This is a genomic window from Kingella kingae ATCC 23330 (assembly GCF_900111845.1).
Classification (GTDB): Bacteria; Pseudomonadota; Gammaproteobacteria; order Burkholderiales; family Neisseriaceae; genus Kingella; species Kingella kingae.
The window spans coordinates 1-23,423 of the sequence record NZ_FOJK01000009.1 but is presented as its reverse complement, the minus strand read 5'-3'; the positions used below and the strand labels follow the sequence as shown (position 1 = coordinate 23,423).

Here is a 23,423-nt window from a genome sequence, read left to right as displayed (position 1 = left end):
TTGTTTTTTTAAGTTTGCGTCAGTGGTAAATAACCACCCGTTAAACATGCAACGCCAAATTATCGCGATGAATCAATTCATCTTCAAACGCAAAACCGAGTTTTTGGCTGATTTCATTGGCATGGCAACGCAAAATTTTCGCCGTTTCCGCGCTGCTGTAATTGGTTAAACCACGCGCGATTTCCTTGCCGTTTTCGTTTAGCACCGCAATCAATTCGCCACGATGAAAATGTCCGTTCACGCGCACGCAGCCGACTGGCAACAAGCTGCCGTTTTTCTCCAACAACGCTTTTTCTGCGCCCAAATCTACGTTCACGCTGCCTGCGATTTGAATATGCCCCAACAGCCATTGTTTACGCGCATTCACACGGCTAAATTCGCTGGTAAACAGTGTGCCAATGCTTTCGCCCGAACACAATCGCGCCAACACGTTTTCTTCGCGCCCAGAAGCCACCACCGTGCTTGCGCCACTCAAAGCCGCGCGTTTGGCTGCCAACACTTTGGTATACATACCGCCTGTGCCAACGCCTGTGCCTGCGCCGCCAGCCATGTTTTCCAATTCGGGGTGAGCGGCAGAAATTTCGCTGATGAATTGGGCTTGCGGATTTTTGCGCGGGTCGCTGTCATACAAACCACGTTGGTCGGTCAAAATGATGAGCGCGTCTGCGTCCACCAAATTGGTTACCAATGCACCCAGCGTGTCGTTATCGCCCAATTTGATTTCATCGGTGGTAACGGTGTCGTTTTCGTTGATGACAGGCACAATGCCTTGCGACAACAGAGTTTTGAGCGTGCTTCGTGCATTCAAATAGCGCGTGCGGTCGCTTAAATCTTCGTGGGTCAATAAAATTTGCGCGGTGTTGAGCTGGTGCGCGGAAAATGCGCGTTCGTAGGCTTGCGCGATACCCATTTGTCCAACCGCAGCAGCAGCCTGCAATTCGTTGATAGCGGTGGGGCGTTTTGCCCAGCCCAAGCGTTTAACGCCCTCGGCAATTGCACCGCTGGACACCAAAATCACGTCTGTGCCAGCGCGTTTGATGTGCGCGATTTGCGTTACCCAGTTGTTGAGCGCGGTTTGGTCAATGCCTTTGCCCTCGGCAGTGACCAAGCTAGAACCGACTTTGACCACCACCAATTTGGCGCAAGATAAGTTTTGTGTATTTGTCATCGCAAGCAGCCTGCAATTTGGTAAACGAAAGGGGCGGTTATATCATTTTTTGCGATGTGGCGAAAGTGCAGGCTGCTTTTTGATATTTTTTCCGTTAATAAACAAAGTCGGTTGGTTTGGGGCGATATTTTTTGCTTGCCACCGTTTACGTTTTCTGCTTTAATTCGCATCTTTCTTGGCCAGATAGCTCAGTCGGTAGAGCAACGGATTGAAAATCCGTGTGTCGGCGGTTCGATCCCGCCTCTGGCCACCAAATTTAAAAAAGCCCAAGCGATTTGCTTGGGCTTTTTGTTTTGCGCTATTCTTGCCGAATCTTTGCTAATTCTTTCAACGCGGCGGCGGCATCGGCGTTATCTTGTGCGACGGCGCGTTTCCACCATTTGGCGGCTTCATCGTAGTTTTGTGCTACGCCTTCGCCTTGTGCATACGATAAACCTAAATTGAATTGTCCATCGGCATCGCCCAATTCGGCGGCCTGGCGAAAATAGTGCGCGGCTTGTGTCCAATCTTGCGCTACGCCGTAGCCTTCTTGATACAGCAAACCTAAATTGACCATAGCATCGGGGTTGCCCAATTCGGCGGCTTGGGTGTAGTAATCGGCGGCTTTGGCATAATCGGCAGTAACGCCCAAACCGTCATCGTAAACCACGCCCAAGTTGTATAGGGCTTCGTCATCGCCTTGTTCGGCTGCCATGCGCCAGTATTCGGCGGCGCGTGGGTAGTTTTGTTCGCCCAACAAGCCTTCGGCATACAGGCGTGCCAAGTTGTTTTGTGCGTCTATGTCGCCTTGCTGGGCGGCTTTGTCGTACCAAAAAGCAGCCTGCACATAGTCTTGAGCCACGCCTACGCCATCTTCCAAGCATTCGGCATAGTTAAATTGGGCGGCAACGTCGCCTTGCTGGGCGGCTTTTTCATACCAAAAAGCAGCCTGCACTAAATTGGTTTTTACGCCCAATCCGTGTTCGAGCATAAAGGCGTATTGGTATTGCGCGTCTAAATCGCCCTGTTCGGCAAAACGGCGCAATACGGGGGCAGCGGCGGCGTAGTTGCCTTTGTCTATGTGAGCAAAGGCGGTGTCGAGTTGGAGTTGGTTTAGGTTCATGATGTAGTTTTCCAATGAAAATGAAAAAGCAGCCTGCAAGTCAAACCAAAAGTGCAGGCTGCTTTTGAATATTATTGATTACACGGTGTGCGGTTCAACTGACCATATCGCCCCACTACGGCTTGAATCGCGCTGGCATCTTGGTCGGTTACATTCATAAACAGCACATTCATGCGTGTTGAACTTTGCGCGTTGCCCTCGCCGCCGCCCTGCACGACTTGGCTGGTTGCTGCGTGTGGGAAATTGTTGAGCAAGCCTTTGATGCGATGATAGTCATCGGCAGGCATACTCACACGAGCGGAACAAGCACGATGCGCTGGGCGAGATTCAGCTGCGCCTTCGTTGGCGGTGTTGCGTGACGTAGTGCTGCTGGTCGTGCGTGGTGCAGGCGCAGAACGTGGCGCATTTGCAACAGGACGAGCCGTATTGGCACCGCCATTGCTCGGAATCGCCACTGCGCCCGTGCCTGTGTTGATGATGACTTGGCTGGGTTGTTGTGGCGCAGATTGGGGCGCAACCACCGCCGCAACAGGGGCTGGTTGATAGATTTTACGCGCTAGCATGCCTGCAAACACGATTAAATTTAAAGCGACAAGGGTAAAAAACAGCCATTTCATTGTTGGTTTATCCAGTTTAGCAATCCGAAAATCACAAGATTATCTACAATTTTGACGTTGTTGTCTAAAACAAAACGCTCGGGCAAGGCTTTGGCGACTTTGAGTGCGCCACCGCCTGTAATAATAATATCGACTTGGGTGTGGGTGCGTTGTTGCAAACGCGCGTGCATCATCATAATCGCGCCACAAATCGCATCGGTCATGCCTGTGGTAATCGCGTTGGAAGTGGTGGTGGGAAATTCGTAATACTCCCCTTCTGGGCGATTTAATTGGGCGGTACGGCGCAACAGCGATTCGCGCATCAAATAAAAGCCTGGCATGATACTGCCGCCCAAATAGTGATTGTTGTGCGTGAGCGCGTCCACCGTTACCGCTGTGCCACAGCTCACCACCACACAAGCGTTTTGCGTGAACTTGCGGCTGCCCAACACATTGAACCAGCGGTCTGCGCCATGTTCGTTTACATGACGATAGTGATTGCGAATGCCCAACGCTTGCTCCATTGACCCTAGCCATTGAATCGGCAAAGGCAAAGCAGCCTGCACTTGTTGCAGCTTTTCCGCATCGCACACCGCCGAACCAATAATGCGCGTATGCGGTTGGCTATGACGCTGCCAATCGTTCGCCAATGCGGTTAAATCGCGATAGTGGGCGGCATGAGTCTGCAAAATCTCGCCATTTTGTACCCATGCCCATTTGAGCCGACTATTGCCGCCGTCCAATAATAAATAGTGCGATTCCGTTGGCTGTGTTGGCACGGCGCATTGTTCTGGGCGGCGCAAACTAATTTCGCCGCTCACAATTTTTTGTTCGCCCGATTGGGTTTGCAAACGCAACGCGCCTGTGTCATCAATACCCAGCACGCGCCCTTGATGCTGCAACACGCCATCGTTGAGCAGCACCACATCTTGTTGTTGGTCGCGATGTGCCGCTTCATAAACAGCCTGCATCGGTGCAAAGCCTTGTTGTTCAAATTGCGGCAATAAATCGTTTAATTGTTGTACGACTTCGTTTAACACATCGTGCGCGGTTGGCTTGCTGGTGCAGGCTGCTTGGACGGCGGCGATTTGTTCGACATTGGGTGACGATAAAAAGTTGATGCCAATGCCAATCACCAAATGCGTTTGACCATTGTGGCGCACCGATTCCACCAAAATCCCACCCAATTTGTCCAAACCGATGACCAAATCGTTGGGCCATTTGATTTGCACTTCGCAGCCCAGTTTTGCCAACGCTTGCTGACACGCCAACGCCACCACCAATGTAACCGCACCCACTTGGCTTTGCGCTACCGACATCGTCCAACCCACGCTGAACATCAAACATTCGCCCACACGATGTTGCCACGTTCTGCCTTGTCGTCCACGCCCTGCACTTTGACGATGCGCCACCACCACTTTGCGATGAATTGACTCGCCATTTCGCGCAGCGTTGAGCAACACATCGTTGCTGGACGTGGTTTCGCGCAACACGGTCAGCGCAAATGGCGCAAGATTTGCCGCATCGTCCAACCAAGCCAATGGGCGCGAAAGCTGCCACACGCCATCTCGTTGGCGCAACAAAGGTTGCAAATGCGCTGGCACTTGCTGCCAAATGGAATTAAGTTGCTGCGGTACGCGCTCTATTGCCCGAGCCAATTCGGTAATATGATGAGCGCGTCCATCTGCCAAAAGGGTGAGTAAACGAAATGCAGGCATGGATACAAAGTAAACAAAAAGAAAAGCCACCATTTTACCCGAAATTTGAGTGCAGGCTGCTTTGTATAGTGGATTAAATTTAGATTAGGACAAGGCGACAACGACCGCCGTGTACATCTAGTACATAAGGGAGTTGGCAACACTGTACTAATCTAAATTTAATTCACTATATTTCCATCTCACTTATTCTTATTGCTTTTGGTTATAGCCACTAGCATCAATCAATCTTTGCACAAAATCCATGCTGACATATAATGCGCCATCTTTTTTATTGATATAAGGACACGCATCATGGCACGTTTAACCATTCACACCGTAGAAACCGCACCCGAAGCCGCTAAACCACGCGTAGAAGCCGCGTTGAAAAACAATGGCTTTTTGCCTAACCTGATTGGCGTGCTTGCCAATTCGCCCGAAGCTTTGGCGTTTTATCAAGAAGTGGGCAAATTGAACGGCAACACGACTTTGACTGCTGGCGAACGCGAAGTAGTACAAATCATCGCTGCCAAACGCAACGAATGCGGTTTTTGCGTGGCAGGTCATACCAAATTGGCAACGCTGAAAAAATTGTTGTCTGAAAACGCGATTGCAGCTTCTCGCGCCGTGAATCCAGCCGATTTTTACGATGCCAAATTGAGCGCGTTGGCAAACTTTACCGTTGCGGTAATGGAAAACAAAGGCGCGGTGTCGGACACAGAATTGGCGGCGTTTTTGAACGCGGGTTACACGCAACGACAATCGGTAGAAGTCGTGTTGGGTGTGGCATTGGCGACTTTGTGCAACTACACCAACAATTTGGCAAAAACCGAAATCAATCCTGAATTGATTGATTTTGCATGATTTAAATCGTACAGATAAATATTAAAGTGCAGGCTGCCTTTGGATAGTTTTCAAAAGCAGCCTGCACTTTTTTATTTGTTAGATAGACGTTACTCGCCTTGATTCAAATATCGCCCAATCTCCGCCGCATTGTCCAACACCATCGCGCCTGCATTTTGCATCGCCAACCAAGCAGCCTGCACCGTATCGGGCGCAATGCCACGACACGCAGCACGGTTCACAATCACGCGCCATTTGCCTGCCGCCAATAGCTGCAACACGGTCGCCTTGACGCAATAATCGGTTGCCAAGCCACCCACAATCAACACGCTGGCGTTTTGGGCGTGCAGCCATTCAATCAAGCCTGTGCTTAATCGCTCGGCAATGTCGTGGTAACACGCACCATAGGGGTGCAATTCGGGGTCTATGCCTTTCCATACGCAAAAATCGTATTCGATGCTACTGGGCAAACCGTCCAATAATTCAAAGCCACGGCTGCCAACTATGGCGTGCGATACCCATGTTTCGGGCGCGTTGGGCAAACCTGTTGGGCGAAGTTGTTCGGCGTGGCAAGCGCACAACCATTTGGCGCGGGGCGAATGCGCGTCTTTGCTCATGACGCGTAAATTTGCCAAAGCAGCCTGTGCGTTGAGTTCCCCCACAATTTCATCGCCGCCTTGCACAGGCAATTCATCGGGGCAAAGTGGCGTGAAGGTTTTTTGCGCGTCAATGTCTAGCGAAATAATCATGGCGATTCCGTTTAGTTAGTTTTGCCGCAAGCCACATCAAACAAGACTTTGGCTGGCGTGTTGGGTTGAATGGGCATCGGTGGCGTTTGCTGATGCGTGTAGCTGTGTTGCGCCAACACATTGCGTTTGACATCAAAAAAACTCATGCTCTGCAAGCGATAAGTTTGTTTGGCACACACCATTTCCCATTCGCCCACCGCGGTTTTGTAGTCTGGCGTGTTGATGAAGTTTTCTTTTTCCATATCGCGCACCACGGTTCGGCTGCGGATTTGAATAATGCCTTGCGTAACGTGCAGGCTGCCTGTGTCGTAGGACACTTCCATATTGCCGTTGCTGATTTTGCCCAATGATTGCCATTTGCCTTTTGCGTTAAGTAGTTGGCTAGTTTGTTGATTGGCTGGATTGGATTGCGATGATTGGGTCGTACCGCACGCGGTTAAAAACAATGCCAGCAGCACGCTGGTCGCACGAATAAAAGTCTGCATGAAAAAACCTTTGTGAACAAAACAAACGCAGATTGTGCCACGAAGCACACGATTTGTGCAGGCTGCTTTGCCGAAAACTGCTAAAATTCGCGTTTTCCCATTTTGTTGATGTAAAGGCGCACTTATGAATCCGATTCTACCCCCAGCCATGTTGGGCATTTTGGGCGGCGGACAGCTAGGCAGTATGTTTACGCTTGCCGCCAAAACCATGGGCTACCGCGTAACCGTGTTAGACCCAGACCCGAACGCCCCAGCCGCACGTTTTGCCGATAAACATTTGTGTGCGCCATTTGACGATGCCACCGCCTTGCAAGAATTGGCACAATGCGCTGCCGTTACCACCGAATTTGAAAACGTAAACGCCCAATCCATGCGCGATTTGGCGCAACACACCAATGTGTCGCCCAGTGGCGATTGCGTTGCCATTGCCCAAAATCGCATTGCCGAAAAAGCATGGATTCGCCAAGCAGGTTTGCAAACCGCACCGTATCAAGTCATCAACCAAGCCAGCGACATCACGCCCGACACGGCAAATTTGTTGCCTGCAATTTTAAAAACCGCCACATTGGGCTATGACGGCAAAGGACAAATTCGCGTGCAAACACTGGAACAAGTGCAGGCTGCTTTTACCACACACGGCAACGTCCCCTGCGTGTTGGAACACATGGTGGATTTACGCGCCGAAATTTCCGTTGTGGTTTGCCGATTAAATAACCAGCAAATCGCCACGTTTGACCCAGCCGAAAACCACCACGAAAACGGCATTTTGGCGTATTCCATTGTGCCAGCCCGTTTGCCCGAAGCCGTACAGCAGAAAGCCAAAGAAATGGCAATTCGCCTTGCCAACGAGCTGGATTACGTTGGCGTGTTGGCGGTAGAAATGTTTATTGTGGGCGATGAACAGCAAATTGTGGTGAACGAAATCGCACCACGTCCACACAACAGCGGTCATCACACGATTGACGCTTGCGCCAGCAGCCAATTCCAACAACAAGTGCGACTGATGTGCCACTTGCCACCAGCCACCACCGATTTGTTATCCCCTTGCACCATGGCAAATATTTTGGGCGATGTATGGGGCAGCGATGGCAGTGAGCCAAACTGGGCAAGCGTGCAACAACACACCCACGCACATTTGCATTTGTATGGCAAATTATCGGCAAGAGTCGGGCGCAAAATGGGGCATTTTACCGTGTTGGCGGACAGTGCCGATGCGGCGCATCAAACCGCGCAACGTTTGCATGGTGAATTAAAAAAATAATCGTATCAATAAAGTGCAGGCTGCTTTTGAATACGAAAAAGCAGCCTGCACTTTTTATAAACATATTATTTCATCAACATCGGAAACAACGATTTAAGCCCTGCCACCACAATTTCCACTGCCACCGCTGCCAGCAGCATACCCATCACCCGATTCAAAATTGTCAAACCCGTTTCGCCCAACAATTTGCTAATTTTATTCGCCGCCAGCAACGAAATCAGGCAAATCAACGAAATCACCGCGCCTGCAATAATCACCAAAGCCTTGTCCAGCAGCGTGTTGGCAGAAGACGTATAAATCACCACCGTCGAAATGCCGCCCGGCCCAATCATCATTGGAATCGCAATCGGCACAACAGAAGTCGAAACCAATTTGGTGTGATCGATTTTTTGGATACTGATTTCATGGTATTCGCCGTCGCCAATGGTCGGTTTTGCCATATTGTCGCCACTACTCATCATCGATATCGCAATCAAAAATACCAAAATGCCGCCACCCACTTGGAACGCGCCTGTGCTGATGCCAAACAGCTTCAAAATAAAATTGCCCGACAGCGCGAACACGGCAATGGTAACGAACAGCGTAAAAGACGCAATTTGCGCCACTTTGCGGCGTTCGGCTTTGTCGTATTGCTTGGTCAAATCCAAATACACGGGCAACGCGCTAAACGGGTTAATCAACACCATAAAAGCGAGAATGATTTTGGCGATTTCAATTTGTAGCTGCATACGACTTCTCCTATATGTGTAAAAAAACATTGTAACACGAAGTAAATAAAGAAAAAGCAGCCTGCACATTTGGAGCGCAAAATGTGCAGGCTGCTTTTTATTATTGTATAGATTGTTTTGACTGGGGCGATTACATACCCGCAGCCATCACTTCATCAAAGCTAACGGTTTTTTCGGTTACTTTGGCTTTGCTCAACACAAAGTCCACCACATTGGCTTCAACCGCCAAATTGGTTACGCCAGCCAAGCGAGATGGGTCAGCAAAATACCAATCAATCACTTCTTGTGGATCTTCGTAGCTATCGGCAAACTCGGCTACCAAAGTTTTGATTTGCTCTTCGGTGGCTTTCAAATTGTTTTGCTCAATAATCACAGGCAACAACAAGCCCAAAGCCACGCGCTCTTCGGCACGTTCGATAAACATATCCGCAGGCAAATTGAAGCTAGCCGTGTCCAAACCTTGTTGCGCGAAGTTTTGTTTCATTTCTTCTGCCAAACGTTGCGCTTCGTCTTTCACAAAAGTTTGTGGCAAGGCAAACGAATGCGCTTCACGCAAGGCTTTCATCACCGCATCGGTGTTTTGTGCAGCCACGCGGCGTTTTACTTCGCGACCTACGTTTTTCTTCACTTCTTCGCGCATTTTTGCTACATCGCCATCGGCAATGCCCAATGCTTTGGCAAATTGCTCGTCCACTTCTGGCAATTCAGCCGCTGCAACATTGTGAACCGTAATCGTGAATACTGCCGTTTTACCAGCTACATCTTTGCCATGGTAGTCTGCTGGGAAGCTCACTTCCACGTCTTTGCTTTCGCCTTCTTTCAAGCCCAACACGCCATTTTCAAATTCTGGCAACATTTGACCTTGACCCAACACGAAAGGATAGTTTTTAGACGAACCGCCATCAAACGCCACACCATCAATTTTGCCTTCAAAATCAATAATCACGCGGTCGCCGTTTTGCGCTTCACGTTCTACGCGGTTGTAGCGAGTGCGTTGTTTACGCAAGATTTCAATCGTGTTGTCTACTTCTTTGTCGCCCACTTCGGCAACGGCTTTTTCAATTTCCAAAGCAGACAAATCGGCAACTTGAATGTCTGGATAGGTTTCGTAAACAAAAACCACTTGAAATTCGTCTGATTTTTCTTGATTTTCAACAGGTTCAATGCCTGTTACTGCTGCGATACGCAAGTTTTGTTCTTGCGCTACTTTGTTGAATTGCGCTTGTGCCAAATCATTCAACACATCGTTTTGAATGCTCGCGCCATACATAGACGCAATCATTTTCAACGGTGCTTTACCTGGACGGAAGCCATCTACACGGGCGCGACGTTGCGTTTGTTTCAATTTTTTATCGGTTTCTGCGTTGATGTCCAACCAAGACAAAGATACGGTTACTTTGCGTTCCAAAGATTCTGTTGCGCTCATTTGAATTTCCTAATGTAAAAAAGGGTTACAATAACAAAGCTGGATATAGTAACATAAAATTATCGCTTTTGCACTTTCGCTGATGTGCAGGCTGCTTTTTGCATATAATGATGGCTATCTGATTGAAATTGAGATTTAAAGTTTATGTTGAGTTATCGTCATGCGTTTCATGCAGGCAATCATGCCGATGTGTTGAAACATTTTATTTTGTATGCGGTGTTGGATTATTTTAATCAAAAAGACAAAGCATATTGGTATATAGACACGCACAGCGGTGCAGGTTTATACGATTTACACGGCGAACAAGCGCAAAAAGTTGGCGAATTTGCAGACGGCATTGCCAAATTGCAGGCTGCTGACAATTTGTCTGCGCCCGTGCAGGATTTTGTGGACACGCTGCAACGCATTTTGCCTGCGGAACATTTGTATGCAGGCTCGCCTTGGTGGGCGCAAAGTTTGCTGCGCGAGGCGGATAAGCTGCGTTTGTTTGAATTGCACCCTGCGGATTTTGGACATTTGACGCAAAATATGCGCGAAGCCAAATTGGGACGGCGTGGCATCATCAAACAAGAAGACGGCTTTGCAGGTTTGTTGAGTTTGTTGCCGCCGATTACGCGCCGTGCGATGGTATTGATTGACCCGCCTTACGAGCAAAAACAAGATTATGCGCGAGTGGTGCAAACGCTCAAAGACGCGCTCAAACGCTTTGAGCAGGGCTGTTATATGGTGTGGTATCCATGTTTGAGCCGCGCCGAGAGTGTGGAATTGCCCAAAAAATTGAAAAAATTGTCGCGCAATTATGTGCAGGCTGCTTTGCACGTTCACACGCCACGCGCCGATGGTTTTGGTATGCACGGCAGCGGTATATTTATCATCAATCCGCCGTATGTGTTGCCCGATTTATTGCGCGATGTGTTGCCCGAATTGACGCGTTTGTTGGCGCAAGATAGCGGCGCGAAGTTTGAGTTGGATTATTGTATTGCGTAGGAATGGGGTTTGCATGATAAAAGCAGCCTGCACTTTTTTTGTTTGATGAAAAGTGCAGGCTGCTTTGTTTATATAGACAAAATACGATGTGTGATTTTGTTCATAAAATCAACATAGTCATTATAAATTAAATCGTTACCAAAAGACAAATTGCTGGGGCTGGGCTGCATAATAAGCTGTTGATTTTGGTGCAGTTGCAAATATTGCTGCACATAATCGTCCTTGGTGGCAGGTTGTTGAATGTTGGGCAAATCCAATACGCATAGCAAAGTTTTAGCAGGCGTGTGCGCCCATGCCTGATTATCCTGAGACAAAACCACATATTTTTGAATATGATGGGCGTTAAACTGTTCCCATTTATCAAATTGCCCCGATTTTTTGTAATAGGGCAACGTTTTGGGAATAACCATGATTTGAAAATACGGAATGCGTTGGCTTTGAATATTAGCCGTTTCGCCCAACATATTTTCAAAATAATTATTGGCATTTTGCGCGTAGTTTTGCATGACAAATTTCACGCCAATGCCTGCAATCGCCTGTTGATTTTTGTACACCACAATATCCACATTTTTGTTGATGTATCGCCCTGCAATTTGTCCTTCTTTATCGTTGCCGTGTCCAAGCGATTGTATGCGATAAGACTCGCCCAGCCGTGCGCTTAAATCTTGGGCGATTGCCCCGTGCAATACTTTGAGCTTGGCATTACTGCGCGAATGCGTATTCAAAAAAACGACAAACGATTGGGTTAAACATTGTATAAATTCGGCATTATTCATGATAACGATTTCTTAAAATAGACTATTTGGGCACGAAATGGGTAAGGCAAATCCTTTAATTTGCTTGCTAGACAGTGATTTATATCCGCCTGACATATCTTTGCCAGTCAATCGCGCATAGTGGAAAAACTCTGGCGAGCGCAAGGCATTTTCGGCAATTTCCCAATCGTGTGCAGGCTGCTTTTGCGTGATAAAAATACCCGAATAAACCAACACATTTTTGGGCAATCTAAATAACGTAATGCAATCATAAAACAAGGTGCTAACCACAATTTTTTCGCTGTGCGAAGTTTGCAAACCTTGACTGCGACCAAATTCAAACCATTGTACATTTTTGTCTATATCGCGTTCGGACAGCGTTTGTTTGTGGTGCAACAAATACGCATAAGCCAACGGAAATTGTTGCGCAAAATCGGCTTCGGTATAAGCCACATAACGCCCATTGCATAAATAATACGGAAAAACAACGTGTTCTATATCTTCTGGCAAACCTTTGTAGCGTGAGCCTTTCACAATCGGGCGCAAAATCGCATTTTCTATGTTAAACCCATTGAATTGACTGTGTGTTTCATCAATAGGCGTGGCTTTGGCAATAAAAATTTTGTCGCGCAATGTGGCAAAACCATATTGCACGTTGAATAAATCGCCCAGTTGTGTGCCAGTTTGCAAGCGTTGCAGAAATTGCGCGTTTTCGCTGCTGGCAAGTGTCCATTTTTTGGGATTAAGCTGATGAAAAGCAATGCGATTAACCGTTACACATTTGCCGTCTTGGTATTCTAGATAGGCAAAATCGCTTTGCTGGTGTTGCTTATCAAAAATGCTGATGGCGGTGTAGGTAGAAAAGCCTTCAAATAATTTGTTAGATTTGAAATCGTACAAAGCGATGAGATAACCTTGCTGCTGCAAAAATTGGCGAAAGGCTTGATAAGACGTGTTGTGCAGAAAACTATTGGGCGTGATAAACCCCAATTTGCCTTTTGGATTGAGCATGGCAAACGCCATTTCAAAAAAGGCAAGATACATATCGGTTGTGCCGTGCGTAAAGCGAAACTGCTGTTTCAAACGCGCTCGCATGGCTTCGTCTAAACGATGTAGGCGAATATAGGGCGGATTGCCCACAACCCAATCAAAATAGCCCACATAATCACGATAAAAATCCAGCGTGTTTTGATTGTGAATGCGCCACGCAATGTTGGGCAACCCCAATTCTTGTTGCACAATGTGATTTAAGCGCGTGATGCAATCGGCATAAGCAACGGGGTCTAGCTCCACGCCCACAATATATTGCGCCAATTCGGCTGCAATTTGTTCGTTGGACTGTTGTTCGGCTTTGGCTGCGGCAATGTAGCGCGACACCATTTCGCTCAAAAATGCACCATTGCCGCAAGCAGGTTCAAGTACGTAGCGGCGCAAAATAGAGCAGCCTGCATAATGGCAGGCATCTAAAATTTCATTCACAATCCAAGCTGGCGTGATAACTTGTCCTAGTTGTTTGCTTTTATTCATTTTACTCTCAAAAGCAGCCTGCACTTTTTGTTTAACCCAAAATGCAGGCTGCTTTTTTATTGTTTCACTAAATTAACCATGCAACGCACGTTTATCTGCTGCCAATGCCGCTTCGTGCAACACTTCCGACAGCGTTGGGTGGGCGTGAACAATGCGCGCAATGTCTTCGCTGCTGGCTTTAAATTCCATTGCTGCAACCGCTTCGGCAACCAATTCACTCACCATCGGGCCAATCATGTGCACGCCCAAAATGCGGTCGGTTTTCGCGCAAGCCAGCACTTTAACCGTGCCTTTGGCTTTGCCCAAGCCCAATGCGCGACCGTTTGCGCCAAAGCCCGATGTGCCTTTTTTGTATTCCACGCCCTCGGCTTTGAGCTGCTCTTCGGTTTTGCCTACCCATGCGATTTCTGGGTCGGTGTAAATCACCCAAGGAATGCAGTTGAAATCCAAATGCGGTTTTTGTCCTGCAATGCGTTCGGCAACCGCCGCGCCTTCATCGCTGGCTTTGTGTGCCAACATCGGGCCGCGCACCACGTCGCCAATCGCCCAAACGTTTGGCAAATTGGTTTGGCAATGCTCGTTCACTGCGATGAAGCCACGCTCGTCCACCGTTAAACCCACTTTGTCTGCGCCCAAACCTTGTGTGTTGGGGACGCGACCAATCGCCACAATCAATTTGTCGTACACATCGGTGCGTTTTTCGCCGTTTACTTCATATTCCACGCGCACACCATTGGCTTCGTTTTGAATTTGTTGAATTTTTACGCTCAATTCAATCGCGATACCTTGTTCTTTGGTAAAGTATTTGAACGCTTCTTTGGCGATTTGCTGGTCGGCAGCCGCCATAAAGGTTGGCGCGGCTTCCAAAATGGTTACGTCTGCGCCCACGCGCTTCCACACCGAACCCATTTCCAAACCAATCACGCCCGAACCAATCACGCCCAATTTGGCTGGAACTTCGGTCAAATTCAACGCGCCTTCGTTGTCCAACACGTTCACGTTATCCACTTGCACCAACGGCAAAGGACGCGGCACAGAACCTGTTGCCACAATCACGTGTTTGGCTTCTACCACGCTTTGTTCCGCGCCATTGCTGATTTGGATTTGCCACAAATCGCCGTTTTTGCCCACAAAAGAACCCGTACCAAACAGGCTTTCTACTTTGTTTTTTTGAAACAGAAATTTAATACCGCCCGTTAGTTTTGTCACAATCGCATCTTTGCGCTCAATCATTTTGGCGGCGTCAAAGTGCAGGCTGCTTGCGCTGATACCGTGTTCAGCAAAATCGTGTTGCGCCGCGTGGAAGTGTTCGGACGATTGCAACAAAGCTTTGGACGGAATGCAACCCACATTCAAGCAAGTGCCGCCCAGCGCAGGCGCGTTGCCCACTTTGTTTACGCCAGCGTCAATACACGCGGTTTTAAAACCCAGTTGTGCGGCACGAATCGCAGCAATATAACCGCCTGGCCCTGCACCGATGACTACTACGTCAAATTGAGACATGATGATTTCCTTTGTGTTTGTTTGACTTATTTACATTAAGCAATATACGCTTACTGCAAGTAGAATATTTTAATCTATAATGCACCGCTTGAACACACGAAACCGAAAGGAAACAATCATGAAAATTACAAGTCGCTGGGTAGATGGACGCTGCTTTATCGCCAGCAACGAATTGGGCAACAGCGTCGTGATGGAAGGCGCAGCAGACGACAGCGCAACACGCCGTGGTGCAAGTCCTATGGAAATGTTGTTGATGGGCGTGGCAGGCTGTTCCAGTATTGACGTGGTGGACATCGCGCGCAAGCAACGCCAAAAAGTAACCGATTGCATCACAACGGTTAGCGCAGAACGTGCCGACAGCATTCCCAAAGTGTTTACCAAAATCCACATTCATTTCAAAGTGCTGGGACACGATTTGAAAGAAAACAGCATTGCCAAAGCGGTGCAGTTGTCGGCAGAAAAATACTGCTCGGCTTCTATTATGCTGGGCAAAGCGACGGAAATTACCCACAGTTTTGAAGTGGGCGCGGCGGCGGAATAAGCTATATAACAATGTGCAGCAATGCGGTCATTTAAAATCTAAAAAGGAGAGCCAAATGATAAATATCAAACCTTTCGCTTTACTCTGTTTACTGCTACCGTGCATCGTGCAGGCTGCTAAGCCCGATTTATTGCTGGCGCAAGAATACCAAGGACAAAATATTCAAGGCTGGGCGATGAGCGAAAAGCTAGATGGCGTGCGCGCCTATTGGGATGGAAAACAACTCATCAGCCGACAAGGCAATGTGTTTACGCCGCCTGCTGGTTTTACGCACAACTTCCCACCATTTGCATTGGACGGTGAACTGTATATCGGACGCGGACAATTTGAAGCCGTGTCTGCCGCCGTTCGCAGCGCAGGACATTCGTGGCAAGGCATCAAGTTGCATGTTTTTGATGTACCTTCTGCACAAGGCACGCTGTATCAACGCTTGGACAAAGCCAAACAACACTTGGCAAAATATCCACAAGCGCGATTTGTTGTCATACCACAAATTGTGGTCAAAGACGAAGCACACGCTCGTCAATTTTTGCGCGAAATTGAAGCCAAAGGCGGCGAAGGCGTGATGCTGCGCAACCCCAATACACCGTATCGCGGCGGACGCAGCGCACAGTTGCTCAAACTCAAAACCGCGCACGATGCCGAATGCGTGGTAACTCAACACCACGAGGGCAAAGGCAAATATGCAGGGCTACTGGGCGCGTTATCGTGCAAAAATGATAGAGGTGAATTTCGTATTGGCTCTGGTTTTAAAGATGCCGACCGTCGCCAGCCGCCCAAAATCGGCAGCACCATTACTTATAAATATCGTGGGTTTACCAACAAAGGCGCGCCGCGATTTGCTACGTTTTTGCGCGTGAGAAGCGACAAATAGAAAAAGAACTTGGTTTACAAAAAACCAATCCCTTGAATTTATTGGTCTGAGTGAGAGGATTCGAACCTTAGAACCTGTATTCACAAACAACTATTTGATAAATTTTAATATTTGTGAAATATACCCTAGTTTAACAAAATTTTCAGCAGATAAATTCGTCTGCTCAAAATCTTTTGCTAAACGTCGAGACCAACCTAACCATGCAAACGTTCGTTCTACAATCCAACGTTTGGGCAGAATATGCCAAGAAATATCTTGAATTCTCTTTGAAATCTCAACAGTTAAACCCAATTGCTCTGATACTTCACGCTCAAATGTATTCCGATAACCTGCGTCTGCACAGAAACCTTTTAAACTCGGATAGGTCTCAAACGCTTTTTTTGCTACAAAAATACCTGCTTTGCTTGTTTTTGATGGATTAAACGTTTTTTTGAACCAATGCCAAAAGAATTCTATCCCATAAGCCTGATTGATTGGCTCTGCGATAGAAACTCCATACGGTTGAATAAGGTGGAAAATCATTGGGCAGCATACGCCACTGGCAACCTGTTTTGGTCATGTACAAAACGGCATTCACTAATTGACGTTTATCCCATTTGTAGTGGCGTAGCTGGTTAAAATATGGCTCAATCGCTTGCCATTGGGCATCTGTTAAGTCTGTTGGGTAGGATTTTCTAGTCATAAAGATATTTTATCATTTTTGTGAATACAGGTTCTAACTTTTCAGCAGCGATTGATTAAGCAATTTCGCAATCTTATCACCTTCAAATTGTGTTTGAAAAACAACATTTACATCGCGGCTAATTTCGCTAAACAATGCCTGCGCGTGCGCGATTTTTTTCACTTCTTCTTGACGTAAAGAATCGTTGTCTTGGACATTTTTCGTTTCTAAAATCAAGTTTAGCGTTTCGCCTAAATCAGTTTTCACAATATAGGCGAAATCGGGCGAATAACTACTGCCGCCTGCAACAGGTATTTTGATTGAGTTTTTCGGGATTTTGGTAAAGACCACCACTTCTCGAACCTGCTTATCAATCATGTTTTCCTGCTCTAATGCGCTATCATAAAACACACTTTCAAACAAAAATTCCGCCAACGGATTATGTTCATTATCAAATTGCGTACCCAAATCAGCCGCATTGATTTCCGCCAATGGTTGTCCTTTTGCATTGGTAAACTTGGTTGGGTGAATACTGCCATTAACACGGTTGTAACCAATTTCAAAAGCATTAAATGAGTTTAACAACAGCCAGCGGTCAAAGCCTGCCTGAATTTTGGTAATTGTTTGTTCATTCAGATACTTGGTTATATCCAATGTATTGCGCACCGCAACAAATGCTTGGTGCAAAGTAGAGCGTTGAATCAAGGCAACTTGCGATAATTTCAATAAAAACGCTGGATAATCCATCGTATTGATTGACTCAAACGTTTCATCATGCAAACCATCAATTTGCGTTACCGTTAAACGGCTATTTTCTACACGAATTTCATTTTGAATCGTGCGAATACCTGTTGGCGTAAATTTATCGGTATTTTCGCGCAAAAACTGGGTAAACAGTTTTAAAAACTCGATTTCATTGCCAATTTTGTATTGCAACAAAGCTTTTTGGTTAATGGTTTCCCATAATACTTTTAATTCATCATATTTGCCCTCGCGCATTTTGACTTTGGTCGCTTTATCGCCTGAACGCGTGATTTTGCCGTTTTTCAGGCTGCCTGCACTTTCAAAGGCTTTCGGGAATAATTTTCTGGTTTGGGCAAAACCATTTTCTAAAAATACATCATCGTCATCGGTTAAATCCGCTAATTTATTGCGAATGCTCTTTTTGCTTTCATCGGGATAAACAGTCCGAATTTTCTCAATCAATTCATCTGTTAAAGCAATAAATTCAATTGGTTTCACAACCGCATTATTCACTTCATCGGTCAATTTTTTGACAAAATCCGTTTCGCTATTATCCACAAAATAATTCAAGAAAAACTCATGGTCTTTTACGCGTGCCATGTATTCATTCACAGGCAACCGCAAGCCACGCCCTACTTCCTGTAATTTATTGGTTTCAGAACCACTTGAACGCAATTTGCAAATCTGAAACACATTTGGATTATCCCAACCCTCACGCAACGTCCATTTGGAAAACACAAAACGGCGCGGATTGTCCAACGATAATAACTTTTCTTTATCGTGCAGAATTTCATTTACTTCCTGCTCGATTTTTTCGTCTTTGTCGCTGTTATCGCGTGAAAAATAACCGCCATGCGTTTTGGAAATATCGTTTAATGCCGTTTGCCAATATTGACGTAAAAATTCATCGTTTTCGGTTTTTAGACAGCTTTCCAATTCCGCTTTAACCATTTGTTCAAACAGCGTTTTCAGGCTGCCTGAAAGTTGATTTTGTTCATCACGATAGCCAGCAATATCATCAATGAAAAACAGCGTAAGCGGTTTAATCCGTCCGCCATTGCGTGTGAGTAATTGTTTTTCCAAAATAAAATGTTGTCTTACCGCTTGACGCATCATTTTATCTCGCACCGTATCGCTGTATGAATACGGATTGATGGTGTCGCCTTTTTTCAGCTCCATGCCATTACTCAACACCAGCGTAGTTTTATTCATTTCCGACACAAACAAATCGTTAATGGCTTGATGAATACGGCTTAAATTATCGCCTTTGCTTAATTTAAATTCTTGTTTATTTAAAACAAAAGTTGCCTCTTTGCAGTCCAAATCCAACAATTTAATCCGCTCGCCATTGTCGCCGTCAATCTGTTCGGTAAAGGCGCGAATGCCTTTGACCAAATCATCATTAAACGCATCAACGGCGGTTAGGCGATACAGTAAATTTTCAAATTGATTATTGAAAGTCGCGCCATAACGCAAAATAAATTGGGCATTGAATTTCAATAAATTTTTCCAAGTCTTTTTGCCTTGGGGAAGTTTATGCGGTTCGTCCACAATCACAAACGGCTTCACCGCCGCCAACGCCTCAAACGGCACATGATATTTGTCCTTAATCAGACGACTGCCATCATTGCCCTTGTCTTTGCCAGCCATTGTGTCGGAGTTAATCATACCTGCGTTAATCAGCAAAACATGGATTTTCTGCGTATCGTCTGTTTCCACGAAACGCACGATTTCAGATGGCATAGATGATTTTTTCGCTTTGGATTTTTGGCTTTCCACCACATACAATTTAATTTCCGTTTCGCCATAAAGCCCTGCAAAATCCTTGCGAAAATGCTCGACAAGCGTGGGACTTTGCAGAAAATTTTTCGTGCCTGCCTTAATAGAAAGGGTCGGCACAACCACAATAAACTTGAAAATACCCAACACACGGTTCAATTCAAACATGGTTTTGGTGTAAGTATAGGTTTTGCCCGTACCCGTTTCCATGGTAATATCAAGCACATTGCTACCTGAAAGCGCAATATCGCTTACGCCGTTAATTTGCTGGATTTTTTGCAAATTATCGGCTTTCAGGCTACCTGAAAACACGATTTCGGGATTTTCATCACGGCTACCATTTTTTAAATACACGCGGTCAAACACGCTCAAAACCGATTCAATCGCTCGCTTTTGGTGGGGTAAATTTTTTTCGTAAGTAAAACCAGCCATTTTAATACCTCGCCAATACGCTTAAATTGTTCAAGCCTTTTTTATTGGCATAGGTTTTCACCGCTTGGGCAAGTTCTTTTTGCATAGCACTGTCCATATTTTCACCAAATAAAACAATGCGTTCAGGGATAAAATCCTTGTCATTGTCCAGCTTTTCAATCAAGGCTTTGACGCATTCAGACGAAAAACCGCTCGCCAACAAATACAAATGCTGACGGCAGTAATAAGCCGTATAGCCTGCCAAATCAATAGGTTGTACATTTTCAGGCAGCCTGCAACCATCATAAACACGCCAAGTGGTTAAAAGCGTGTGTAATTGTTCATCGCTCAACATGGCGTTTTTGCTATCGGGGATTTCTGTTTGTGCAGGGTCAAAATCCACGTCCAATGCCGTCTGAAAATTCGGTTCGGTTTGGAAAATTTTAAAGCCCAAATCGCCTGTGTAATCAGGGTTTTCAGTTTGGATTTTAGCGGCGGCTTTTTCAATACGCGCTTTGGTAATATCAAAAATAGTTTGATAGCCAGCTTTATGCGCTTCGGATTTTTCATCGGTTTTTTCAGGCAGCTGAACGCAAATAAAACGGCGATTGCCATTGTCTTCGGTATTCAGTTGCATCACGGCGTGGGCGGTTGTGCCAGAACCTGCAAAGAAATCTAAAATTAAATCTTTGGGTTGAATGGTAATACTAGCCAGTCTGTGTATCAGTTCTATTGGTTTAGGGAAGGAAAAAACTTCCATATCATCAAATAATTCTTTGATTGCGTTTTTCCCTGAAATAGATGTTTTCACACCCGAAAAAATGGAACTTTGAATACTCATGAAAGCGTCTGTTTTAAACATCTTTAATCTTGGCACGCCATTCCCATCTTTGCCGAAATAGATTTTGTTATCAGCCAATAGCGTTTTGTATTCGTCTTCATCAATCGTCCAGTTTCTTGAATACTCAATGCCTGTTGGTGTTGTGATAGTGAAATATTTGCTGCCAGTTGTTGATGTGATGCCGTTTCTTGAAATATTGCCCGAAAACCATTCTCCGCGTGGGTCATTATCAGCGTTGGTTAAATCAGTTCTATCAAGCAAGCGATATTCTTTGTATCTGCCTAAAGATTTATTCTTTTTATAACAAGCAATAATATATTCATGTTCAAAACGGACGGTGTGAGATGCTGTTTTGGTGAAGGAACTCTCTTCAAAATCAGATAGATTCCACACATATTGCTCTACGTTGGATTCGCCAAAAATTTCATCACATAATATTTTTAATTGGGATACTTCATTTCCGTCAATGCTGATAAAAATCACGCCGTCATCGCGCAACAATTCACGCGCAATATACAAACGCGGATACATAAACGTCAGCCACGCGCTGTGGGAATTGGATTTTTTCGCGGTAAATTCCAGCACGCGCTTGGCTTCGTCCAAATCCATGCCGCCTAACTCCGCCAGTTGTTCAGGTGTAAATTTGCGGTTATCTTGATACACAAAATCGTCCGAACCTGTGTTATATGGTGGGTCAATGTAAATCATCTTAATTTGATTTTTGTAGGCGTGTTTTAAGTGTTTCAACACTTCCAAATTATCGCCTTTGATTAGGATATTTTCGCTGTTGGCGTTTTCAGGCAGCCTATTGTGCGCTGTATGTTCAACTAATAAGGTTTCAGGCGGCAAATCGCGTAATACTTTGGCATAGGATTTACCCAGCCAATTTAGGCTGTAACCTTCTTTTTGCGTGGCAACGCCTTTTGCGTGCAATTCTTCAGCCATTTTTTCAGGCAAAAATGCGCCGTTTTTATCAAAGCAGTTAGGAAAATGCTGTTTTAAGAGTGCGAGCCGTTCGTTTTCAGGCTGCGTGTTGGATGAAAACAAAGTTTCGTGAGCTAAATTGGTCATTGGCTTCTCTAGAATGGTTGCAATCTTGAAATAAGCCCATTTTAGTTTTAACGTAACTTTAAGTAAAGAAAATAACGTAACTATCAATCATATTTCTGTAATGTAAGTTACATAATTTAACGTAACTTGATGCTACGCGCGAAATTCTCCCCACATTTTGCAAGATAAACCCACTTACTATTTATTTCATACCGTGCAACAAAGTTTCAAATCCTGCTTATTGCAAGCAGGATTTTTTACAACTGTGCAAATTGAGCAATCTCATCGCTGGCTATTACCATAAACCAAAGGCATCATGCAGTCATCAATTAATGGAGACAGGATGATGAATATCCCTAATACCCACAATCCTGAATATGGCTTCTTTGGCCTATAAAACCGCTGCACCTTTGATACCATAAACGTTTGGATTTGAATTTATAGCATCAAACATAACAACAGCGACGTTTCAGTCGCTTTTGTTGTTGCAGGCTGCTTGAAATCAGTAGTTACAAATAACCAACTCACCACGCTGTATGCGGCTTTCTGCTTTGCGCCCCACAGAATAAGCTAGCTGCAATTCTGTAATATTAAACTCGGCAAACAATGCGCGAATATCGGGGTGGTCATTAATACTCAACATCATCTTACCTTGCATGGTTCGCATCGTTTGAGCAAGCTGTTCGTATTCCGTCCAATCAAATACACGCTCGTAACCTGTGACTTGCCAGTACGGTGGGTCGGCATAAAAGAATGTATGCGGTCGGTCGTAGCGTTTGACACAACGTTGCCACGGTTCGTTTTCAATGAATACCCCACCTAGCCGTTGTCGTGCAGCCTGCAATTTTTCGGCGATTTGCGTTGCATTCCATGCTTTTTCTGTCGTCGCTGTACCAAATGTTTGACCCGTTGTTTTGCCACCAAAGGTATTGCACTGCAAATATAAAAGAACCGTGCTGCACGTTGAATATCAGTCAGTAATTCGGGTGGCGTAGCGTGCAGGCGTGGGAACGGTGCTCGTTACACCGCCACGCAGCCGTTTTTGTTTTGTCTACCCTGTCTGTGTTTCAGACAGGGTTTTTGCTATTTCAGGCTGCCTGAAAGCTGTTTCGCCAACCCATTCGGACTAAACCGCGCAGGCTGGTCATAACCCAAGCAGCCTGCACACCATTCGCTGCAAAACCATTTTTTCACGTTTTGGCGCAAGGCAGGTAAGGCAATCCCCAAACAGCCAGCCCAATCGTACTTCGCACCTTTGGTTTGAGCGTAAAACTCATGTATGCGCTGCTCAGGCAAATCCACGCGGATTAAATCCCACTTGTCAGGCGGCAAGGGCATGACTTTGAAGCGCACACCGCCGTCTCGGATTGAACTGGAATAGCAGCTATATACGCCATTTACCGTTCTGCCAAACGTGCGCGGTACTTGGGCGCGGTACAATTTGCAAATCTTGGGTAATGTACGCGCCTTGATTTAATGCATTTAAAAAGGCTTGGTGCTGCTCGGCAGTAATGGTTTGCGCGGTTTGAGGTACGGTTTCGTGAATGGTGTCGTCAAAAAATGTTTGTACGCCGTAATCAAAATAAATACTCATCGATTATCTCCTTTAAAAACCGATTGCAAACCAGCGCACTCCGCCAGCCTCTGCACCTGTGTACATTTCTCGTACATAGGCTGTGAAATTGTGATTACGCAAAG

General features: G+C 46.0%; 23 protein-coding genes and 1 tRNA gene. 6 read left to right on the top strand and 18 right to left on the bottom strand.

The window, feature by feature from the left end; translation table 11 throughout:
- Nucleotides 1–40: 40 nt before the first annotated feature.
- Complete coding sequence (gene proB / locus BQ5809_RS03210) at nt 41–1,168, bottom strand: glutamate 5-kinase (protein ID WP_003785122.1); 1,128 nt, start codon at nt 1,166–1,168, stop codon at nt 41–43.
- Between the two features lie 177 nt (nt 1,169–1,345).
- On the opposite strand from proB, the gene BQ5809_RS03205 reads away from it, so the two are divergent.
- A tRNA-Phe gene (locus tag BQ5809_RS03205) sits at nt 1,346–1,421 on the top strand.
- A gap of 45 nt (nt 1,422–1,466) precedes the next feature.
- Here the strand turns inward: BQ5809_RS03205 and BQ5809_RS03200 are convergent.
- The 3 genes from BQ5809_RS03200 to BQ5809_RS03190 form a co-directional block, all read right to left on the bottom strand.
- Nucleotides 1,467–2,270: a tetratricopeptide repeat protein gene (locus BQ5809_RS03200; protein ID WP_003785120.1), complete on the bottom strand. Its 804-nt coding sequence runs from the start codon at nt 2,268–2,270 to the stop codon at nt 1,467–1,469.
- A gap of 71 nt (nt 2,271–2,341) precedes the next feature.
- Nucleotides 2,342–2,887, bottom strand: coding sequence for a hypothetical protein (locus tag BQ5809_RS03195; protein WP_003785119.1), 546 nt, complete (start codon nt 2,885–2,887; stop codon nt 2,342–2,344).
- Nucleotides 2,884–4,617 carry a biotin--[acetyl-CoA-carboxylase] ligase gene (locus BQ5809_RS03190; protein ID WP_003785118.1) on the bottom strand — a complete coding sequence of 578 codons (1,734 nt, stop codon included), beginning with the start codon at nt 4,615–4,617 and terminating at the stop codon, nt 2,884–2,886. The genes BQ5809_RS03195 and BQ5809_RS03190 overlap by 4 nt, the downstream gene beginning before the upstream one ends.
- Before the next feature lie 258 nt (nt 4,618–4,875).
- Here BQ5809_RS03190 and BQ5809_RS03185 point away from each other — a divergent pair, with 258 nt between their 5' ends.
- Nucleotides 4,876–5,424 (top strand): carboxymuconolactone decarboxylase family protein, encoded by a 549-nt coding sequence (locus tag BQ5809_RS03185; protein WP_003785117.1) that lies wholly within the window; start codon nt 4,876–4,878, stop codon nt 5,422–5,424.
- Nucleotides 5,425–5,513: 89 nt separating this feature from the next.
- On the opposite strand, the gene BQ5809_RS03180 is transcribed toward BQ5809_RS03185, so the two are convergent.
- Both BQ5809_RS03180 and BQ5809_RS03175 read right to left on the bottom strand, forming a co-directional pair.
- Nucleotides 5,514–6,152, bottom strand: a complete 639-nt coding sequence (locus BQ5809_RS03180) for an isochorismatase family protein (protein ID WP_003785116.1) — start codon at nt 6,150–6,152, stop codon at nt 5,514–5,516.
- 11 nt (nt 6,153–6,163) lie between these two features.
- Nucleotides 6,164–6,637, bottom strand: coding sequence for a surface-adhesin E family protein (locus tag BQ5809_RS03175; protein WP_019389810.1), 474 nt, complete (start codon nt 6,635–6,637; stop codon nt 6,164–6,166).
- Between the two features lie 124 nt (nt 6,638–6,761).
- On the opposite strand from BQ5809_RS03175, the gene BQ5809_RS03170 reads away from it, so the two are divergent.
- On the top strand, nt 6,762–7,898 hold the full coding sequence (locus BQ5809_RS03170; protein WP_003785114.1) for a 5-(carboxyamino)imidazole ribonucleotide synthase: 1,137 nt from the start codon (nt 6,762–6,764) through the stop codon (nt 7,896–7,898).
- Between the two features lie 65 nt (nt 7,899–7,963).
- Here the strand turns inward: BQ5809_RS03170 and BQ5809_RS03165 are convergent, their stop codons facing one another.
- Nucleotides 7,964–8,626 carry a MarC family protein gene (locus BQ5809_RS03165; RefSeq protein ID WP_003785111.1) on the bottom strand — a complete coding sequence of 221 codons (663 nt, stop codon included), beginning with the start codon at nt 8,624–8,626 and terminating at the stop codon, nt 7,964–7,966.
- Nucleotides 8,627–8,756: 130 nt separating this feature from the next.
- A complete protein-coding gene (gene tig, locus BQ5809_RS03160) occupies nt 8,757–10,052 on the bottom strand; it encodes a trigger factor (RefSeq protein ID WP_003785106.1) in 1,296 nt (431 codons plus the stop codon).
- A 144-nt stretch (nt 10,053–10,196) separates the two neighbouring features.
- Here tig and BQ5809_RS03155 point away from each other — a divergent pair, with 144 nt between their 5' ends.
- Nucleotides 10,197–11,039: a 23S rRNA (adenine(2030)-N(6))-methyltransferase RlmJ gene (locus tag BQ5809_RS03155; RefSeq protein WP_003785103.1), complete on the top strand. Its 843-nt coding sequence runs from the start codon at nt 10,197–10,199 to the stop codon at nt 11,037–11,039.
- 68 nt (nt 11,040–11,107) lie between these two features.
- On the opposite strand, the gene BQ5809_RS03150 is transcribed toward BQ5809_RS03155, so the two are convergent.
- From BQ5809_RS03150 to lpdA, 3 genes are all read right to left on the bottom strand, one after another.
- Nucleotides 11,108–11,815, bottom strand: a complete 708-nt coding sequence (locus tag BQ5809_RS03150) for a hypothetical protein (RefSeq protein WP_003785100.1) — start codon at nt 11,813–11,815, stop codon at nt 11,108–11,110.
- Nucleotides 11,816–11,827: 12 nt separating this feature from the next.
- Nucleotides 11,828–13,321 (bottom strand): HsdM family class I SAM-dependent methyltransferase, encoded by a 1,494-nt coding sequence (locus BQ5809_RS03145; protein ID WP_032827572.1) that lies wholly within the window; start codon nt 13,319–13,321, stop codon nt 11,828–11,830.
- 72 nt (nt 13,322–13,393) lie between these two features.
- Entirely contained in the window at nt 13,394–14,824 is a 1,431-nt protein-coding gene (lpdA, locus tag BQ5809_RS03140) for a dihydrolipoyl dehydrogenase (protein WP_003785098.1), read from the bottom strand.
- Nucleotides 14,825–14,942: 118 nt separating this feature from the next.
- Between lpdA and BQ5809_RS03135 the strand changes: the two genes are divergently transcribed.
- Together BQ5809_RS03135 and BQ5809_RS03130 are read left to right on the top strand one after the other, a co-directional pair.
- A complete protein-coding gene (locus tag BQ5809_RS03135; protein ID WP_003785097.1) occupies nt 14,943–15,365 on the top strand; it encodes an OsmC family protein in 423 nt (140 codons plus the stop codon).
- Nucleotides 15,366–15,420: 55 nt separating this feature from the next.
- The gene (locus BQ5809_RS03130; protein ID WP_003785096.1) at nt 15,421–16,239 is read left to right on the top strand and encodes a DNA ligase; all 819 of its coding nucleotides are present in this window, start codon (nt 15,421–15,423) and stop codon (nt 16,237–16,239) included.
- Between the two features lie 90 nt (nt 16,240–16,329).
- Here the strand turns inward: BQ5809_RS03130 and BQ5809_RS03125 are convergent, their stop codons facing one another.
- The 7 genes from BQ5809_RS03125 to BQ5809_RS03100 form a co-directional block, all read right to left on the bottom strand.
- Complete coding sequence (locus BQ5809_RS03125) at nt 16,330–16,761, bottom strand: transposase (RefSeq protein WP_111694396.1); 432 nt, start codon at nt 16,759–16,761, stop codon at nt 16,330–16,332.
- The gene (locus BQ5809_RS10210; protein ID WP_071461654.1) at nt 16,658–16,921 is read right to left on the bottom strand and encodes a transposase; all 264 of its coding nucleotides are present in this window, start codon (nt 16,919–16,921) and stop codon (nt 16,658–16,660) included. Before BQ5809_RS10210 ends, BQ5809_RS03125 begins: the two co-directional genes overlap by 104 nt.
- Nucleotides 16,922–16,954: 33 nt before the next feature.
- Nucleotides 16,955–19,855 (bottom strand): type III restriction-modification system endonuclease, encoded by a 2,901-nt coding sequence (locus BQ5809_RS03120; protein ID WP_003785095.1) that lies wholly within the window; start codon nt 19,853–19,855, stop codon nt 16,955–16,957.
- A gap of 1 nt (nt 19,856) precedes the next feature.
- The gene (locus BQ5809_RS03115; protein WP_080561216.1) at nt 19,857–21,746 is read right to left on the bottom strand and encodes a site-specific DNA-methyltransferase; all 1,890 of its coding nucleotides are present in this window, start codon (nt 21,744–21,746) and stop codon (nt 19,857–19,859) included.
- Between the two features lie 481 nt (nt 21,747–22,227).
- Complete coding sequence (locus BQ5809_RS03110; protein ID WP_003789006.1) at nt 22,228–22,665, bottom strand: DNA adenine methylase; 438 nt, start codon at nt 22,663–22,665, stop codon at nt 22,228–22,230.
- A 143-nt stretch (nt 22,666–22,808) separates the two neighbouring features.
- Nucleotides 22,809–23,165 (bottom strand): hypothetical protein, encoded by a 357-nt coding sequence (locus tag BQ5809_RS03105; RefSeq protein WP_003789002.1) that lies wholly within the window; start codon nt 23,163–23,165, stop codon nt 22,809–22,811.
- Nucleotides 23,110–23,319, bottom strand: a complete 210-nt coding sequence (locus BQ5809_RS03100; protein WP_032133698.1) for a hypothetical protein — start codon at nt 23,317–23,319, stop codon at nt 23,110–23,112. Before BQ5809_RS03100 ends, BQ5809_RS03105 begins: the two co-directional genes overlap by 56 nt.
- Nucleotides 23,320–23,423: the final 104 nt, after the last annotated feature.

Excerpts from the sequence above, each read along its gene's own strand:
- proB (WP_003785122.1), bottom strand. The coding sequence starts at position 1,168 with ATGACAAATACACAAAACTTATCTTGCGCCAAATTGGTGGTGGTCAAA.
- BQ5809_RS03200 (WP_003785120.1), bottom strand. The coding sequence starts at position 2,270 with ATGAACCTAAACCAACTCCAACTCGACACCGCCTTTGCTCACATAGAC.
- BQ5809_RS03195 (WP_003785119.1), bottom strand. The coding sequence starts at position 2,887 with ATGAAATGGCTGTTTTTTACCCTTGTCGCTTTAAATTTAATCGTGTTT.
- BQ5809_RS03190 (WP_003785118.1), bottom strand. The coding sequence starts at position 4,617 with ATGGTGGCTTTTCTTTTTGTTTACTTTGTATCCATGCCTGCATTTCGT.
- BQ5809_RS03185 (WP_003785117.1), top strand. The coding sequence starts at position 4,876 with ATGGCACGTTTAACCATTCACACCGTAGAAACCGCACCCGAAGCCGCT.
- BQ5809_RS03180 (WP_003785116.1), bottom strand. The coding sequence starts at position 6,152 with ATGATTATTTCGCTAGACATTGACGCGCAAAAAACCTTCACGCCACTT.
- BQ5809_RS03175 (WP_019389810.1), bottom strand. The coding sequence starts at position 6,637 with ATGCAGACTTTTATTCGTGCGACCAGCGTGCTGCTGGCATTGTTTTTA.
- BQ5809_RS03170 (WP_003785114.1), top strand. The coding sequence starts at position 6,762 with ATGAATCCGATTCTACCCCCAGCCATGTTGGGCATTTTGGGCGGCGGA.
- BQ5809_RS03165 (WP_003785111.1), bottom strand. The coding sequence starts at position 8,626 with ATGCAGCTACAAATTGAAATCGCCAAAATCATTCTCGCTTTTATGGTG.
- tig (WP_003785106.1), bottom strand. The coding sequence starts at position 10,052 with ATGAGCGCAACAGAATCTTTGGAACGCAAAGTAACCGTATCTTTGTCT.
- BQ5809_RS03155 (WP_003785103.1), top strand. The coding sequence starts at position 10,197 with ATGTTGAGTTATCGTCATGCGTTTCATGCAGGCAATCATGCCGATGTG.
- BQ5809_RS03150 (WP_003785100.1), bottom strand. The coding sequence starts at position 11,815 with ATGAATAATGCCGAATTTATACAATGTTTAACCCAATCGTTTGTCGTT.
- BQ5809_RS03145 (WP_032827572.1), bottom strand. The coding sequence starts at position 13,321 with ATGAATAAAAGCAAACAACTAGGACAAGTTATCACGCCAGCTTGGATT.
- lpdA (WP_003785098.1), bottom strand. The coding sequence starts at position 14,824 with ATGTCTCAATTTGACGTAGTAGTCATCGGTGCAGGGCCAGGCGGTTAT.
- BQ5809_RS03135 (WP_003785097.1), top strand. The coding sequence starts at position 14,943 with ATGAAAATTACAAGTCGCTGGGTAGATGGACGCTGCTTTATCGCCAGC.
- BQ5809_RS03130 (WP_003785096.1), top strand. The coding sequence starts at position 15,421 with ATGATAAATATCAAACCTTTCGCTTTACTCTGTTTACTGCTACCGTGC.
- BQ5809_RS03125 (WP_111694396.1), bottom strand. The coding sequence starts at position 16,761 with ATGATTTTCCACCTTATTCAACCGTATGGAGTTTCTATCGCAGAGCCA.
- BQ5809_RS10210 (WP_071461654.1), bottom strand. The coding sequence starts at position 16,921 with ATGACTAGAAAATCCTACCCAACAGACTTAACAGATGCCCAATGGCAA.
- BQ5809_RS03120 (WP_003785095.1), bottom strand. The coding sequence starts at position 19,855 with ATGGCTGGTTTTACTTACGAAAAAAATTTACCCCACCAAAAGCGAGCG.
- BQ5809_RS03115 (WP_080561216.1), bottom strand. The coding sequence starts at position 21,746 with ATGACCAATTTAGCTCACGAAACTTTGTTTTCATCCAACACGCAGCCT.
- BQ5809_RS03100 (WP_032133698.1), bottom strand. The coding sequence starts at position 23,319 with ATGAGTATTTATTTTGATTACGGCGTACAAACATTTTTTGACGACACC.